This window comes from Arthrobacter sp. TmtSoilC79 (assembly GCF_059739405.1).
In genome coordinates, this window is record NZ_AP046051.1 from 4,518,535 (window position 1) to 4,534,555 (window position 16,021).

Genomic DNA, 16,021 nt, shown 5'->3' on the forward strand with positions numbered 1-16,021 from the left:
CTGTTTCGGGGTGTCGGGGCTGTTCGTGGCGCGGGGTCGGCAAGGATGGGGAACATGACCAAACGGAACGTGCTTATCGGGGGACGCTTTTTCTTTGGCCTGCTGACCTTGGTGGCAGTGGGAACGCAGCTGACAGTTCACTTGGGCCTGGGCTATGACCTTTGGAACTTCTTCAGCTACTTCACCAACCTGTCCAACATCTTCGCAGCCTTGGTGCTCCTCATCAGCGGCTACCGGGTGCTGATCCGGAAGAGGCCCACCGAAGCGGACGATGTCACCCGTGGCACGGCCACGATCGCCATGGCCGTAGTGGGGCTGGTGTTTGGTGCGCTGCTGGCGGGCGAAGACCTCGGTTCCCTGCTCCCCTGGGTCAACTTTGTGGTCCACTACCTGATCCCCGTGGTGATGGTGGCTGACTGGCTCTTCCAACCGCCGCGGGCAACCCTGCAGCTCAAACACGTTTGGTACTGGCTGCTCTACCCCATCGGCTACCTGGTCTACAGCCTGGTCCGGGGCGCCTTCGTCAACTGGTACCCGTACTGGTTCATCGACCCGGCCCGCGCAGGCGGATGGGGTGGCGTGGTGGTGTTCGCCCTCGCTATTTCCGTTGGCTTCCTGGTGGTAAGCCTGGCGATGCTGTGGCTCGGGAACAAACTCAAGCGGCAGGTGGATTACTAGGCGCTTTTCGCTGGAAGGGCCGGATCAGAGGCGGCCGACGGCCCAATGGTCTACTGCCCAGCTAAGTGAGATGCGAATTTCAATAGGTTTACCGTCCGCGGCCGTTGCCCTAATTGTGGTGTGGTAGTAAGTAGTTCCGCCCGGGGACTCGTAAGAGACTTCGTAACCCGTGTCCTGCACGCCGCCCCAGGTGGCGACCCAGTCATTGGCGGAGTAAGCGACGCCAACAAACTCGTCGAAGGCCATGTTCTGGAGGCCTTCAACGTCCTTGGCGTGCAGGTAGGACATCACCTTCTGGACAGTGCCGTCCCGCAACTCTGGTTTAGGGATGGTGCCGGGAGTTGCGCTGTCTAACCCACATGCTGAGAACGCGGTCAGCACCAAGGCTAGGGCAATGACTTGGAATAGTCGCCTGAACATTCTGCGGCTCTCCAATCTATGTGCGCAGGCCATAGTAGGTGGCATAGCGAACGAGAAGGCCAGCACGTCCATCATTTGCCATCTCCGGCTGCTGTTCTCGCGATGAGTTCGTCGCTGGCAGCCCTCACCGCCGGGAGTTTTTCCCTCAGGCCGGCAAGGATCATCACCGTGTCGGCCGTGGTGGACGCCGAGTCCTTGGAGATCAGCCCGTCCGCGCGGAGGTTGATCAGCGACTCCACCAGCCGAAAAGCAGTGTCTCCGAGGTCCGGGTCCCCAGGGGAGGATGCAACGCCCCGCCCCAGCTCCCCGTAGATGGTCCGGAGTTCCGTCCGTGCCGCCATGAAGGGCTGGAAGATCTCCGCCCTGGCCTCCGGCAGGTGGTAGAGGACCCCGAGGTTCCAGCGGGAAGTGCAGAGCTGCGAACCGTCGAAGAGGACCACTGCGTGCAACTGTGCCGCAGAAGCTTCCAGGCCGTCGTCGGAATGATCCCGCATGGCGCGGGCGAAATCCAAGCTGGTGGAAACCGTCCCGCCGAGCAGCTCCCCGAGGATCTCGTCCTTGGTGGAGAAGTGGTGATAGAGCGATGACTGCCGGATTCCTACCGCGTCAGCAATAGCCCGGGTGGAGGTGTTGGCGAACCCCTGGCTTGTGAAGAGCTCAGCCGCAGCGTCGAGGATTTCGTCCCGTGCAGTAGCTCCCGGACGTACCGCTTGCTGTTTTCGGGGGCGTCCCGGTCCGGTTGTAGTCACGCTTTCATTCTTGCATCGCAGCATCACCAAAAAGGCCGTTCCGGGAGTCCCGCAGAGACGGTGAGAATTCCTTTACATTCCCGAAACGAGCGGTAACCAAGGCTTTACATTGCCGAAACGCCGTGGGGACACCGCGCTGGAAAACTATCAAGTGACCGATATTCCGGAAGGGCAGTCAAACCTTCTCCGGACTGGTCCTACATCCCGTTCCAGACACGGAGAAACCCGATGACTTCCACCCTTTCGACGACGGCCAACCGCACCGACGACGCAGACCTGACAGCCCTTGGCTACCAGCCCACGTTGCACCGCAAGCTGGGCCGTTACGCATCGTTTGCCGCAGGTTTTTCGTTCGTCTCCATCCTCACCACCATCTTCCAGCTCTTCGCCTTCGGCTATTCCTTCGCCGGACCGGCCTTCTTCTGGACCTGGCCGGTTGTGCTGGTCGGCCAGCTTCTGGTGGCCCTGAACTTCGCCGAACTCGCCGCCCGTTACCCACTGTCCGGCGCTGTCTACCAGTGGTCGCGCCGCATGGGCGGTGAGGTGGTGGGCTGGTTTGCCGGCTGGTTCATGTCGATCGCCCAGGTCATTACAGCTGCGGCGGCGGCAATCGCCCTCCAGGTGGTCCTCCCCCAGTTGTGGGACGGCTTCCAGATGGTGGGCGGTGACCCCGCGTTGGCGTCCCCCACCGGAGCAGCCAACGCCGTCATCCTCGGCGCCATCCTCCTGGTCATCACAACAGTGATCAATTGCCTCGGCGTGAAGCTGATGTCCCATGTGAACTCCATTGGCGTCACTTGCGAGATTGTGGGCGTCGCGGCGGTCATCCTGGCCCTGTTCTCAGCCGCACAGCGCGGCCCTGAGGTAGTGGCGGACGTCAGCGTTGTCACCACCTCAGACCTCGGCGCCGTGGGTGCCTTCCTCGTCTCCGGTTTGATGGCCGCCTACGTGATGGTGGGCTTCAACTCCGCCGGCGAACTGTCGGAGGAAACCAAGAACCCCCGCAAGACCGCACCGCGCACCATCCTGTCCGCGCTCATCATTTCGGGCATTGGTGGCGGATTCATGATTATCGCCTCACTGATGGCAGCGCCAAGCCTCGACGACGGCCGGCTCGCCACCGAAGGACTCCCCTACGTGCTGACTGCCGTGTTGGGCACGTTCTGGGGCAAGGTGCTCTTGGTGGACGTGGCAATCGCCATCTTCGTCTGCACCCTGGCCATCCAGACGGCAGGCTCACGGCTGGTGTTCTCCATGGCCCGGGACGGCAAGCTCCCGGCCTCGGCCAGCCTCGCAAAGGTCCATGCCAAGCGCGGAACTCCCATGTGGCCCTCCATCGCGATCGGCGCCCTGGCTGTGGGAATCCTGGCCATCAACATCGGCAACTCCGCGCTCTTCACCACCCTCTGCAGTGTGTGCATCGTGATGGTGTACTTGGCGTACCTGATGGTCACGGTCCCGCAGCTGCTCAGCCGTTTCCGGGGCGACTGGGACCGTGTGGGCCAGACCATGCCGGCAGGGCTCTTCTCCTTGGGCCGTTGGGGACTGCCCGTCAACATCCTGGCCGTGCTCTACGGCGCCCTGATGGTCATCAACCTTTCCTGGCCCCGTCCCGAGGTGTACGACCCCTCCGGCGAACACGGGATCCTGCTCTTCTCCGCTCCCCTCATGGTTGGCGCAGTCCTGCTCCTAGGCATCTGGGTGCGGCGGAATATCCGGATCCGCGAAAACAAGGCCGTAATAGCTGCGGAATCCACCAACGCCGGCTGATCCCGCCACCGCCGGTTCCGCCTGACCCCCACTGCCAGCACCAGCAGAGCCTCCGTACCAGCTCCTGTTCCAGCACCAGTACAGAAATGATTGCCATGACACAGACTCTCGAAAGCGCTCCCGGCACCGCCACAACAGCCGGCGCCAAACTGCACGCCCGGGCCCAGCACGGGCGCACGGCCGAAACCATGATCCACATCCCGCCCACATCGGCACCGGCGCGTCTCACGGAAGGCCTCCCCGTGGAGGCAGCGGGCGCGCTGACCTGGGCCGAAACGCTGGCCTTCGGCCGCTATACGCACCTGGAACTTGCCCGCGGGACCCGCATCAGGATCACAGACCTCGACGGCGACGCTTGCGTTCACGCTGTCATCATCCGCAGTGGAGCCCAGCACGAGAGGATCAATGTTGCGGACACCGTCAAGGTTCCCTGGCAGGCCTACATCACCGCAGGGCACCCGCTTCTCTCCGACGCCGGCCGGCTCATGGCAACCGTGGTGGCTGATTCTTCAGGCAAGCATGACGCCCTGACCGGCACCACGCACCTTGCCGGCAACACCGCCAAGTACGGTGCCGGATCAGCCCATAGTGCATCACCGGCAGGCCGCGAACTCCTCACCCTTGGCGGCATGAAGCACGGGGTCAGCCAAAGGCAACTGCCGCCGTCGATCTCGTTCTTCAAGGGCATCACCGTAGACCCTGATGGCCGCATCCGGTTCGTTGGCAGCGCCGGTGACGGTGCCGCCGTCGAACTTCTCCTCCACATGGATGCGGTGCTGGTCCTGGCCAATACCGCCCACCCGCTGGACCCGCGTGAGGAGTTCACCGGCAGCGCCGTGGACATCGTTGCCTGGCAGGCTCCACAGGACCTCGAGGCACTCAGGGACGGAACCCTCGGGATTGACCTTGGCCCCGAAGGGCGACTTGCCCTCCACAACACAGAATCCGACTACAACGCGAGGACTTCCGCATGAACGCCGTGGCAACAGCCCCTGCTTTGATCCCTGGGACAGTAATTCTGGACGAACTGGTGGAAGCCCGCGGCCCATGGTCCGCCGTGGTGGCGGCCGGCGATGTCCTCACGATCGTCGACCTCGACGGCAACCAGGCCGTTGACTGCATCCTCTACGCCGCCAAGGACACCAGTACGCGGTACTCCGCTGCTGTGACCATCGCAACCCAGGGTTCGATCTTCCTGACCAACGGCTCCGTACTCCGTGCAGACAGCGGCCAGGAACTCATGACGGTGGTGGCCGATGAAGTCGGTATCCACGACACCATCGGGGGCGCCTGCTCGCAGGAATCCAACACCCTCCGCTACGGCCAGCACACCCATGAACAGCACGCCTGCGTTGAGAACTTCCTCATTGAAGGCGCCAAGTGGGACCTCGGCAAGAAGGACCTGGTGTCCAACATCAACTGGTTCATGAACGTGCCGGTGGATCCCGACGGTGCTTTGGGGATCGTGGACGGGCTGTCCGCACCAGGCAAGCGGGTAGCCCTGCGCGCCGAGGTGGACACACTGGTGCTGGTGTCCAACTGCCCCCAGATCAACAACCCGTGCAACGGCTTCAACCCCACGCCGGTTCGCATGATCGTCACCCGACCGGAGGCCCGCGCATGAGCCGTTTCGACACCCTTCTTATTGCCAACCGCGGCGAGATCGCCTGCCGGATCATCGAATCCGCCCGGAAAGCAGGGCTGCGCACTGTGGCCGTCTTCTCCGAAGCTGACCGAGGCGCAAAGCATGTGAAGCTCGCCGACGAGGCTGTCCTCCTGGGACCTGCTCCGGCCAAAGAGTCCTACCTCAAGGTAGAAGCCATCCTCAAAGCGGCAGCAGCCACCGGGGCCGGCGCCATCCACCCCGGCTATGGATTCCTGTCCGAAGACGCTGCGTTCGCGGAAGCAGTGGAAGCGGCAGGGCTGGTGTTCGTGGGACCCACTCCGGCGCAGCTGAGGATCTTCGGGACCAAGCACACCGCCCGCGACGCTGCGCAACGGGCCGGCGTTCCCATGATCGCCGGGTCCGGCCTGCTGGCAGACCTGGATGAAGCTGTCGCGGCAGCAGAAACCATTGGCTACCCGCTCATGCTCAAGGCCACGGGCGGCGGAGGCGGCATTGGCATGGCTGTGTGCCGTGACGACGCCGAACTTCGCGACAACTACTCACGGGTGGCCCGCCTGGCCAGCTCCAGCTTTGGAACGGCAGGCGTTTTTGCCGAACGGTACATCGAGCACGCGCGACACGTCGAAGTCCAGGTATTCGGCGACGGCGAGGGCAGGGTAGTAAGCCTCGGTGACCGTGACTGCTCGCTGCAGCGCCGCCACCAGAAAGTAGTGGAAGAAGCGCCGGCGCCGGACTTACCGGAAGCCCTGCGCGAGGAACTGCACCGGAGCTCCCGGGCCTTGTGCGCCTCCGTGGGCTACCGTTCTGCAGGCACAGTGGAGTTTGTTTACGATCCCGTCCGCCAGGAAGCCTCCTTCCTGGAAGTCAACGCACGCTTGCAGGTGGAGCACCCGGTCACCGAAGCCATCACGGGTGTGGACCTGGTGCAGTGGATGCTGGACCTCGCACAGGAAAAGCCAGTGCTTGATGGCGTGCCGGACAGTGTGCCCGTTTCAGGACACGCCGTGGAAGCCCGCATCTATGCAGAAGACCCTGCCCGGAACTTCCAGCCCAGCGCCGGAACCGTCACCAACGCGCAATACCCAAGCTCCGACGTCGTACGCATTGACGCCTGGGTGGAGACCGGCAGCGAAGTCTCCACCAGTTACGATCCCCTGCTGGGCAAGGTCATTACTTCCGGGGCAACCCGCGACGCCGCCTTCGACGCCCTGGCTGATGCGCTGGCAGGAACACGAATTGACGGCATCGAAACCAATCTGGGCATGCTGCGGGCCGTGGCCGGGATGGGCGTGGTCCGGGACGCGAAGCATTCAACCGGGACCCTGAACACCGTGGGTGATCCCGAACCGCGGATCACTGTTGAACGGCCGGGGCTCCAGACCAGCGTGCAGGACTGGCCCGGCAGGACCGGGCTGTGGCAGATCGGCGTGCCGCCCAGTGGACCCATGGATGATTTGTCGTTCCGGCTGGGCAACACCGCGCTGGGCAACCCCGAAGGTGTCCCCGGCCTGGAATTCACCATGGCGGGTCCGGCGCTCCGCTTTACGCACGCAACCACGGTGTGCGTCACCGGTGCGGACGTCACCGTGACCGTCAACGGCAATCCGGCCAGCACCTGGGAACCCATCACCGTGCCGGACGACGGCCTCCTGGACGTCGGCTCCGCTGATGGATCGGGACTGAGGGGCTACGTCCTCTTTGAAGGCGGGCTGGACGTTCCCCAGTACCTCGGCAGCGCCTCAACCTTCACGCTGGGCCAGTTTGGCGGCCACGGCGGCAGGGTGCTCCGCGCCAGTGACGTCCTCCGCACAGTGGCCGGACACCTTCCTGAGACCGTCCCTGGTCCTGTTCCCGCGGAAAGCCGCCCCATGCTCACCACCGAATGGCAGCTGAAAGTGGTGGAAGGACCCCACGGTGCGCCCGAATTCTTCCAACGCGAGGACATCGAGGAGCTCTACGCCGCCGAATACGAGGTCCACTTCAACTCGGCGCGCACTGGTGTCCGCCTGATCGGACCCAAACCTCGCTGGGCCCGCAACGATGGCGGCGAAGCCGGACTGCACCCCTCCAACATCCACGACACCGCCTATTCCGTTGGTGCCCTGGACTTCACCGGCGACACCCCCATCCTGCTGGGTCCGGATGGCCCCAGCCTGGGCGGGTTCGTCTGCCCCGTAACCGTTGTGACCGGCGAGCGCTGGAAGCTGGGGCAGCTGCGTCCCGGGGACAAGGTGAGATTGGTGCCCATCCGCTCGGTGGAGGCGCCGTCGGTCAAGGAACTGGGCGCTGCGAGGCAGCTTGTTCTGCCAGGCAGCGCCGGTTTCACCACGGGCAGCGGCTCGGCATCCGGCGCGGCATCGAGCCCGGCTTCCGGCACGGCATCCGGCGCCGCCGGGTTGCTCCGCGGCGACGGCGACGACGGCGTGCTGGGCCGGGTGCCCGAAGGCGACGGCCGGCCTGCGGTCACCTATCGCCGATCCGGTGATGACAACCTTTTGGTGGAGTATGGCGACATGGTGCTGGACCTTGGCCTGCGTGCCCGCGTCCACGCGTTGCACCAGGAACTCGAGCGCCTCCGCGTGCCGGGCATTGTGGATCTGACCCCGGGCATCCGTTCCCTCCAGATCAAGGCCGACCCGTCAGTCCTTCCCACGTCCAAACTCCTGGGCCTGGTGCGGGAGGTGGACGCATCCCTCCCGGCAAGCTCGGAGCTGGTGGTGCCCAGCCGCAGCGTCCGCCTCCCGTTGTCCTGGGATGACCCCGCCACCCGCGAAGCAATCGAGCGGTACATGGCCGGTGTCCGCGATGATGCCCCGTGGTGCCCGTGGAACATCGAGTTCATTCGCAGGATCAACGGCCTGGACTCCGTGAACGAGGTTTTCGATACCGTCTTCAACGCCGAATACCTCGTGCTGGGACTGGGCGATGTCTATCTTGGCGCCCCTGTGGCAACACCCTTGGATCCCCGGCACAGGCTTGTCACTACCAAGTACAACCCCGCCCGCACCTGGACTCCTGAGAATGCCGTGGGCATCGGCGGGGCCTACATGTGCATCTACGGCATGGAGGGCCCAGGCGGCTACCAGTTCGTGGGCCGGACAACGCAGGTTTGGTCCCGCTACGCGGACGCCTCACCATTTGAGCCGGGCTCCCCGTGGTTGCTCCGGTTCTTCGACCGCATTTCCTGGTACCCCGTCAGCCCCGAGGAACTGCTGGACCTTCGGGCGGACATGGCTGCCGGCCGGGGCCGTGGCGTGGAGATTGAGGACGGCACCTTCTCCCTTGCCGAGCATGAGGAATTCCTGGACCGCAACAGTGTCTCCATTGCAGAGTTCCGGGAAACCCAGTCGGCCGCTTTCGCTGTGGAGCGCCAAGCGTGGGAGGAAGCCGGTGAGTTTGACCGTGCCGAGCAGGCTGTTTCCCCCGCTCCGCCGGCGGACGACGTCGTTGTGCCCGACGGCGGCACCCTGGTGACCTCTCCGTTCGCCGCGAGCGTGTGGAAAGTGGATGTGGAACCCGGCGACCTGGTGGTTGCAGGCCAGCCCTTGGTTTCCCTTGAGGCGATGAAGATGGAGACGGTCATCCAAGCTCCCGTGGACGGCGTCGTGCATCGCGTCCTGCCCTCGGCCGGCGCGCAGGTGGTCGCCGGCGAAGCCTTGGTGGTCCTGGAGCCTGCAGAGGTCCGGGAACCAGCCCTCGTCCTGGAAGGGAGCTCCTCATGACCGGGCGTCACGGAAGCACAGTGCAACGCGTCCTGGCCGCGCTCGAGGCGATTGACGCCGTCGACCGTCCTGAAATCTGGATCCACCTGCGCGGGCGGGATGAGCTGCTCGCGGAAGCATCACGGCTGGATGCCGCGACGGCCGCCGGGGAGGACCTGCCGTTGGCGGGCCTGTTGCTAGCCGTGAAGAACAACGTGGATGTTGCCGGGATGACCACGACGGCGGCGTGCCCCGGCTTTGGCGGGACAGCAACCCGGGATGCGGTGCCGGTGGCCAGGCTTCGCGCAGCTGGTGCGCTGGTGCTTGGGGCTGCCAACCTGGACCAGTTCGCCACGGGACTCGTGGGAACCCGGAGCCCGTACGGAGCCGTCCGCGATTCACGGCGACCCGACCGGATTTCGGGGGGCTCCAGTTCAGGCTCCGCGGTGGCGGTGGCCTTGGGTCTGGTGGACATTGCCATCGGCACGGACACCGCCGGTTCGGGCCGGATTCCCGCCGCTTTGCAGGGAATCGTGGGCATCAAACCGACACTGGGCGTGGTCTCTACCGAGGGCGTGGTCCCGGCCTGCCGTTCCTGGGATACCGCCACGATCTTTGCCCGGGACCTCGCCACTGCCGAACTGGCCATGGGCGTCATGGCAGGGGACGGCCGTGCCTGGCCCACGGACGTCAGGGTCGCCGCGCCTTCCACTCCGCGGGTGGCCTATCCCGCTGCGCTGCCGGCCCTTTCGGAGGCGTGGGCGGCGGAATTTCAGGCGCAGATTGAGCGGCTCCGTGCAACGGGGGTGGTGGCCGAAGCAATCGAGCTGGACGTCTTCCTGCAGGCGGCCCGGCTGCTGTACGACGGCGGACTGGTGGCCGAACGCTATGCCGCCGTCGGCAGCTTCATTGACTCGGTGACGATGGGCGGGGCAGATTCGTCCGACGGGACAGGTGCGTCCGGAGGGGCAGCCCAGTCCGGCGGGGTGGCTAATTCCGGCGGGGTGGCTAATTCCGGCGGGGTTGCCGCGACGCTGGACCCCACAGTCGCCGGCATCATCAGCGCCGCGGGCAAGGTACCGGCGCACCAATACGTTGCGGACACTGCGGCGTTGGAGCAACTCAAGTACCAGGCCATGGAGCGTCTGGACGGCTTCGACGCCTTGGTTGTTCCCACAGCGCCTTTCCACCCAACGCTTGCTGAGGTGGCGGCCGATCCTGTGGGGGCCAACTCCCGGATGGGCACCTATACCAATTTCTGCAACCTCTTCGACCTCAGCGCTGTTGCGGTACCGGCGGGCACCGTCACCGAGAACGGCGGCGTTGACGCAAGCGGCGTTGAAACAGGAGGCGTTGACGCAAGCGGCATTGACACACGCAGTAAGTCGCAGTTCGGCCTCACCGTGGTTGCCCGGACGTTCGAGGACGGCGTGGCCGCGGACATTGCCCGGCGGATCGAGCTCACCCCGGAGTTGCCCGAGCTGTTCGCTGCGGGAGCCGCGGGAGCCGTGGGAGCCGCGGCGGCTCAGTCCCCCGCTCCCGAGGTTCCCTGGCCGGTTGCTGCGGGAGCCGCCGTCGTACCTCTTGTAGTGGTGGGGGCGCATCGCAAAGGGCAGCCGCTGGCGTCCCAACTCGAAGACCGGGGAGCGTTCTGGGACGGGCATGTGACCACCGCGGCCCAGTACCGGATGGTGGCCTTGGAGACAACGCCACCCAAGCCGGGGGTGGTGCGATCAGCGCGCGGGGCCGGGCTCGTGGCCGAGAGGTGGCTGCTCTCCGAGGCAGCGCTGGGATCCTTCCTGGCTGAACTGCCCGAACCCATGCTGCTGGGATCCATCACGCTGGATGATGGCAGCAAAGCCGTGGGTTTTGCCTGTGACGCCGTGGCCGCAGCCGAAGGACGGGATATTACGGAGTACCGCGATTGGATTAGATATCTGGAACAGAACACAGCCGGATCGGGAAGCCATGGCTTGTGGCGCGAGGCCGGCGGGGCTCTTCTGACTGGCCTCGGACGCGGCCGGAATTAGAGGGCAGGCGGCCAATTGGCGGAAATAGGGTATCCGCCAATTGGCCGCCCCACCGTTTTCCGGGCACCGCCGAACATCACGAAATGACCCACTTTGGGGCTTGCTGGTGCGGTTAACGGTCCGCGGAAGCCCTATCATTGTGCTTGTCGTCATTCGGGCATTTTTTGCGAGCTCCGCTGACGCCGGATTCAGCATGTCTGTGAGCCGAGGCTTGCACATTCGAAGGGAAACCCTATGGCCCGGAGCCCGGAAGAGTCGCTCAAGGCGACCCTGGCCAGAGTCGCACCCGGAACTCCGCTGCGTGATGGCCTGGAACGCATCCTCCGCGGACGGACCGGTGCCCTGATCGTCCTGGGCTATGACCGCACCATCGATTCCATCTGTTCCGGCGGGTTCGATATCGGCATCGATTTCTCCCCCACCCGCCTGCGCGAGCTGGCCAAGATGGATGGCGCCATCATCTGTGACAAGGACGCCAGCAACATTGTCCGCGCTGCTGTCCAACTGGTCCCGGATTCAAGCATCGAAACCCAGGAATCAGGCACCCGGCACCGCACGGCTGAACGCGTGGCCATCCAGACCGGCGTTCCCGTAATCTCCGTCAGCCAGTCCATGCAGATCATCGCGCTGTACGTCAATGGCTTGCGCCACGTGCTGGAGGGCTCAGAGAAGGTTCTGGCCCGCGCCAACCAGGCCTTGGCAACGCTGGAACGGTACAGCGCCAGGCTGGACCAGGTCACCAGTTCCCTTTCGGCGCTGGAGATCGAGGCCCTGGTCACTGTCAGGGACGTTGCCGTCACCTTGCAGCGGCAGGAAATGGTCCGCCGCATCTCCGAGGAAATCGCACAGTACGTCCTGGAACTCGGTGAGGACGGCCGCCTGCTGTCACTCCAGGTGGAAGAACTGACCATGGGCCGCGGTCCTGGCAGCGACGTCATCATCCGCGACTACTCCGATCCGGACGCCACGCCCGAAGAAATTGAGGAAGCCGTCCAGGCTCTCCTCAATCTGGGCCCCACCGAACTGATCGACCTTAGCCGCATCGCCCACATCATCGGTTTCGCCGGCGGAGTGGAGCAGTTGGACGCAGTTGTCCAGCCGCGCGGTTACCGTCTGCTTTCGGGCTTGAAGTCCGTGCCCAAGGCTGTGGCTGATCGCTTGGTTGACTACTTCGGCGGGCTCCAGAACCTGATGGCCGCCACCATCGATGACCTCATGACAGTGGACGGCATTGGCGACCAGCGTGCCCGCACAGTGCGCGAAGGCCTGAGCCGCATGGCCGAGGCCAGCTTGCTGGACCGCTTCCTCTAAGCCGGCTGCCGTGGTCGGACGCTGGCCAGCCGGAACCTAGTTCAGCTGGAAGACTGCCTTGGGGCTGGCCTTGTTTCCCAGCCGGGCCTCAAACGTGTAATAGGCGCCGCCGCCACCTGGCTTGGCGTTGATCGCCCCGCAGCCTTCCAGTGTGCGGTTGCGCTGCCATGGGAAGTTCGCGGTTTCGCTCTTGCCGGGCTGGATGGTCTTGATGAGGTCTTCGCTACCGGCCTGGCAGTCCTTGGACGAAAAAATACGGTCCGCGCCGCTCATCACCAGGTACTCCATTTGGGATGTCCCCACATTGACCTCGCACGGGGCGGTGCCACCGTTGGTGATGGTCATGGTGAGCAGCGGTTTTTCCTCAGGACCGTAGGCGGGTTTATCGGTCTTGGCGGCGACCGTCATGAGGTTGAAGTCGCACACGGGCGTGGGCGAAGCAGACGGCGATGCGGTCCCGGACGGCACACTTCCCTGCGACGGCACCTGGGACGGCTCCGCTGTGCTGACAGCCTGCGGCCCGGGCTGCCCACCCATGGCACCGCCAATGGACACGACGGCGACCACGATCAAGGCGATCACCAGCAGCAGCCCACCGAAAACCACTTGGCGACGGCGACGATACACCGCAGGGCTCGGGCGGCGCTTTTTTGCGGGGGCAGTACTCTTCCCCGGCGCTGAGGAGCGCGCGGTGGACTGCTGCTTACCCTTGGTGGCCATGGTCCTAGGCTAGGCTCGTGGCCCGCAGCGCACCTAACCTACACGCCGCAGGCCCCTAATCCGGGGCTGTGTGACGTCGGCCATGGTCCGCGGTTCCACTAGAGTTGAGGGCAGTATGACACTTCCCGATGCCCACCAACTCACCGCGCTCCACAGCGCCCTGGATCAGTGGTTCGCCGATACCGCCCGGGACCTGCCGTGGCGCGAGCCGGACTGCAGCGCATGGGGAATCCTGGTCAGCGAAGTCATGCTCCAGCAGACTCCCGTGGTGCGGGTGCTCCCGGTATGGCGGGACTGGATGGGGCGCTGGCCCACGCCGGGCCACCTCGCCGCGGAGCCTTCGGGTGAAGCCGTACGTCATTGGGGTCGCCTTGGATATCCCCGCCGCGCCTTGCGGCTCCACGCTGCAGCAGTAGCCATCCGCGAAGAACATGGCGGCAACGTCCCTGACAACCATGCGGGACTTTTGGGTTTGCCGGGCGTCGGGAGTTACACAGCTGCCGCCGTCGCCGCCTTCGCTTTTGGGCAGCGGGAAACTGTGGTGGACACCAACATCAGGCGGGTCCATGCACGGCTCGTCCTGGGGAACGCACTCCCGGCTCCCGCGTTGACCGCGGCGGAAATGCGCCTGGCCGAGTCACTCCTACCCGCCGGGCAGGAGCTGTCCGTCCGTTGGAACGCGTCCGTGATGGAGTTGGGAGCCATGGTGTGCACGGCCCGCAGCCCCAAGTGCGCCGACTGTCCCGTCCGCTCAAGCTGCGCCTGGCTTGCCGCGGGTGAGCCACCGCCGTCGTACACTCCCAAGGGCCAGTCCTGGCACGGCACCGACCGCCAGGTCCGCGGCGCCGTGATGGCCGTCCTCCGCGAAGCTGCCACCCCTGTCCCGCGGGAAATGTTCGAGCAAGCGCCGGCGGATCTGGGGTTCGCGCCCTCCGGCATCGGGATCCCGCTTGCCGCGCTGCACCGGCTCAACTCGGCGCCGGAGCAACTCGAGCGCGCCCTGGATGGGCTGTTGGTTGACGGCCTGGCAGAAATGCACGACGGCGGATTGCGGCTTCCGGCCTAGCGTTCAGCCGGGGGCGGTATCGGTTCGGCAACGCCACCAAGCGGGCAGTAACAATGCAGGTGTTTCTTTCACATGCACCGGGCCAAGCCGATTAACCCTGGCCTACCCTGAAGCATGGGCAGAATCGCAGTGGCGTTGACCCTTGCAGGAACCGCAGCATTGCTTCCGGGCTGCTATCCCCAAGCAGTGGCCTGCCCGGCCATTGGGCACATAGCCGGAGTTTCCGTGACCGTGGCAGCGGGGTACACGGACCGAGTGGGGACGCTGCGGCTCAAGGCCTGCCAGGATGGCAGTTGCACCGAGAACGATGTGGTGCTGCATCCGGGAGCTACAGCCGTGGACCAGGGCTGCTCGCCTGAAGGCATATGCTCGGCCACCTCCTCCCCTGATGGGACGTTGGTGGGTTTCCTCGAGCTTCCATCGCTCAGTGAGAACCCCCTTGAAGCGACCCTTTCCGGCATGTCTCCGGCCGGAATCGCACTGCCGGTCCGGACGCTGACCTTCACCCCGAAGGGTGACTATCCCTACGGCGAGCAATGCGGACGGGTGATTTCTGCGGGCCTGATACTGGATGGTGGGGGTTTGCGGCAGCAGTAGGGCTGAGGCGCCGCCGTAGGATGGGTGCGTGCCTGACCACGATGTTCACCCAGACGTAGCCGAGGCATTGCGGGCCCTCACCCACCCATCCGGATCTCCCCCAGCGCCGGTACCCGAGGCCGACAACCACGAGTATGGAGCCGTCGTCGTTGATCTTGGGCAGGAACTGGTCCGGTTCCGCGTGGGTAAGCTGACTCCGGCCAAGGTGGGCTTGTTCGTTGCCGTCTGGCAACGCGCCCAGGACGGGTCCACTGAGCCCTTCCCCGCCGAAGACGGCGTGGATCTGCTGGTGATAACAGCCCGGGAAGGCAGCAGGGCCGGCTACTTCGCTTTCCCGAAACCGGTACTGGCCAAGCATGGAATCGTGTCCGTGAACGGTGCCGGCGGAAAACGCGGCTTCCGGGTGTATCCGCCATGGTCCGCGGTAAGCAACCGGCAGGCAACCCGGACCCAACTTTGGCAGTGCAACTACTTCACTGAAGGTAATGCCACATCGGATAATACTAAGCAACCTGTCTGTTACTGGGAACCGAAAGGCAGCAACCATGTCCACAACTGAACGGCCACTGGCGCTGGTCACCGGCGCCTCAAGCGGCATTGGATTCGACCTGGCGAGGCAGTTCCTCAGCAACGGATTCGACACCGTCATCGTTGCCGAAAACGACAAGATCCACACAGCGGCGGAGGAACTGAAGGGCCTCGACGGAGACGCCTACGCAGAGCAAATCGACCTCACCGACACGCAAGGCATGGCCCGGTTACACGCCGCCGTCGCGGCTTTGGGCCGGCCGCTGGAAGCAGTGGCCATCAACGCCGGCATCGGGGTGGGCGGCCCATTCGTGGAAACCGACCTCGAAGCCGAACTGAAGACCATCGACCTCAACGTGATCTCCACCGTGGTCATAGCCAAGTGGGTTGCCTCGGATATGGCCCAACGCAACCAGGGCAAAATCCTGTTTACGTCCTCGGTCATTTCCAGGGCACCCGCACCCTTCCAGGCCATCTACGGCGCATCCAAGGCGTTCGTGCAGTCTTTCGGGCAGGCACTTCGCAACGAATTGAAAGACACCGGGGTCACTGTCACCACGCTGCTGCCGGGGCCGACGGAGACCGACTTCTTTGAACGGGCCGACCTCCTGGACACCAAAGTGGGCAGTGATGACAAAGATGATCCCGCGTTGGTGGCCAAACAAGGATTCAAGGCCCTGATGGACGGCGACGGCAACGTGCTGGGTGGCTCCCTCAAATCCCGCACCATGGGCCTTGGCAGCAACGTCATGCCCGACGCCGCCGGAGCTGAATTCAACCGCAAGCTCAGCGAGCCCGGATCCGGAAAAGACAAGTAGGAACCA

At 64.7% G+C, this 16,021-nt stretch carries 14 protein-coding genes; 11 read left to right on the forward strand and 3 right to left on the reverse strand.

Annotated features, from left to right (window positions below):
• Positions 1 to 54 precede the first annotated feature (54 nt).
• Positions 55 to 678 (forward strand): Pr6Pr family membrane protein, encoded by a 624-nt coding sequence (locus tag AC6JA3_RS20745; RefSeq protein WP_026547984.1) that lies wholly within the window; start codon positions 55 to 57, stop codon positions 676 to 678.
• 24 nt (positions 679 to 702) lie between these two features.
• Here AC6JA3_RS20745 and AC6JA3_RS20750 read toward each other — a convergent pair whose 3' ends face one another.
• Entirely contained in the window at positions 703 to 1,098 is a 396-nt protein-coding gene (locus tag AC6JA3_RS20750) for a hypothetical protein (protein ID WP_139183529.1), read from the reverse strand.
• A gap of 71 nt (positions 1,099 to 1,169) precedes the next feature.
• A complete protein-coding gene (locus AC6JA3_RS20755; RefSeq protein WP_347782180.1) occupies positions 1,170 to 1,847 on the reverse strand; it encodes a TetR/AcrR family transcriptional regulator in 678 nt (225 codons plus the stop codon).
• Positions 1,848 to 2,075: 228 nt separating this feature from the next.
• Between AC6JA3_RS20755 and AC6JA3_RS20760 the strand changes: the two genes are divergently transcribed.
• The 6 genes from AC6JA3_RS20760 (at position 2,076) to disA (ending at position 12,286) form a co-directional block, all read left to right on the forward strand.
• Entirely contained in the window at positions 2,076 to 3,617 is a 1,542-nt protein-coding gene (locus AC6JA3_RS20760; RefSeq protein ID WP_347782182.1) for an amino acid permease, read from the forward strand.
• Between the two features lie 95 nt (positions 3,618 to 3,712).
• On the forward strand, positions 3,713 to 4,591 hold the full coding sequence (locus AC6JA3_RS20765; protein ID WP_347782184.1) for an urea amidolyase associated protein UAAP1: 879 nt from the start codon (positions 3,713 to 3,715) through the stop codon (positions 4,589 to 4,591).
• Positions 4,588 to 5,241, forward strand: coding sequence for an urea amidolyase associated protein UAAP2 (locus AC6JA3_RS20770; RefSeq protein WP_347782186.1), 654 nt, complete (start codon positions 4,588 to 4,590; stop codon positions 5,239 to 5,241). The genes AC6JA3_RS20765 and AC6JA3_RS20770 overlap by 4 nt, the downstream gene beginning before the upstream one ends.
• Positions 5,238 to 8,966 carry an urea carboxylase gene (uca, locus tag AC6JA3_RS20775; RefSeq protein WP_347782187.1) on the forward strand — a complete coding sequence of 1,243 codons (3,729 nt, stop codon included), beginning with the start codon at positions 5,238 to 5,240 and terminating at the stop codon, positions 8,964 to 8,966. The genes AC6JA3_RS20770 and uca overlap by 4 nt, the downstream gene beginning before the upstream one ends.
• Positions 8,963 to 10,975 (forward strand): amidase family protein, encoded by a 2,013-nt coding sequence (locus AC6JA3_RS20780; RefSeq protein ID WP_223944368.1) that lies wholly within the window; start codon positions 8,963 to 8,965, stop codon positions 10,973 to 10,975. Before uca ends, AC6JA3_RS20780 begins: the two co-directional genes overlap by 4 nt.
• Before the next feature lie 234 nt (positions 10,976 to 11,209).
• The gene (gene disA, locus AC6JA3_RS20785; protein ID WP_024819020.1) at positions 11,210 to 12,286 is read left to right on the forward strand and encodes a DNA integrity scanning diadenylate cyclase DisA; all 1,077 of its coding nucleotides are present in this window, start codon (positions 11,210 to 11,212) and stop codon (positions 12,284 to 12,286) included.
• A gap of 36 nt (positions 12,287 to 12,322) precedes the next feature.
• Here disA and AC6JA3_RS20790 read toward each other — a convergent pair whose 3' ends face one another.
• Entirely contained in the window at positions 12,323 to 13,006 is a 684-nt protein-coding gene (locus tag AC6JA3_RS20790) for a hypothetical protein (protein WP_026541663.1), read from the reverse strand.
• Between the two features lie 115 nt (positions 13,007 to 13,121).
• Between AC6JA3_RS20790 and AC6JA3_RS20795 the strand changes: the two genes are divergently transcribed.
• The 4 genes from AC6JA3_RS20795 to AC6JA3_RS20810 all read left to right on the forward strand — a co-directional run bounded on the left by AC6JA3_RS20795 (position 13,122) and on the right by AC6JA3_RS20810 (position 16,015).
• The gene (locus AC6JA3_RS20795; protein WP_347782190.1) at positions 13,122 to 14,072 is read left to right on the forward strand and encodes an iron-sulfur binding domain-containing protein; all 951 of its coding nucleotides are present in this window, start codon (positions 13,122 to 13,124) and stop codon (positions 14,070 to 14,072) included.
• Positions 14,073 to 14,186: 114 nt separating this feature from the next.
• The gene (locus AC6JA3_RS20800; RefSeq protein WP_223944367.1) at positions 14,187 to 14,669 is read left to right on the forward strand and encodes a hypothetical protein; all 483 of its coding nucleotides are present in this window, start codon (positions 14,187 to 14,189) and stop codon (positions 14,667 to 14,669) included.
• A gap of 28 nt (positions 14,670 to 14,697) precedes the next feature.
• Positions 14,698 to 15,228: a MepB family protein gene (locus AC6JA3_RS20805; RefSeq protein ID WP_223944366.1), complete on the forward strand. Its 531-nt coding sequence runs from the start codon at positions 14,698 to 14,700 to the stop codon at positions 15,226 to 15,228.
• Positions 15,215 to 16,015: an SDR family NAD(P)-dependent oxidoreductase gene (locus tag AC6JA3_RS20810; protein ID WP_347782192.1), complete on the forward strand. Its 801-nt coding sequence runs from the start codon at positions 15,215 to 15,217 to the stop codon at positions 16,013 to 16,015. Before AC6JA3_RS20805 ends, AC6JA3_RS20810 begins: the two co-directional genes overlap by 14 nt.
• The last annotated feature ends 6 nt before the right edge of the window (positions 16,016 to 16,021 follow it).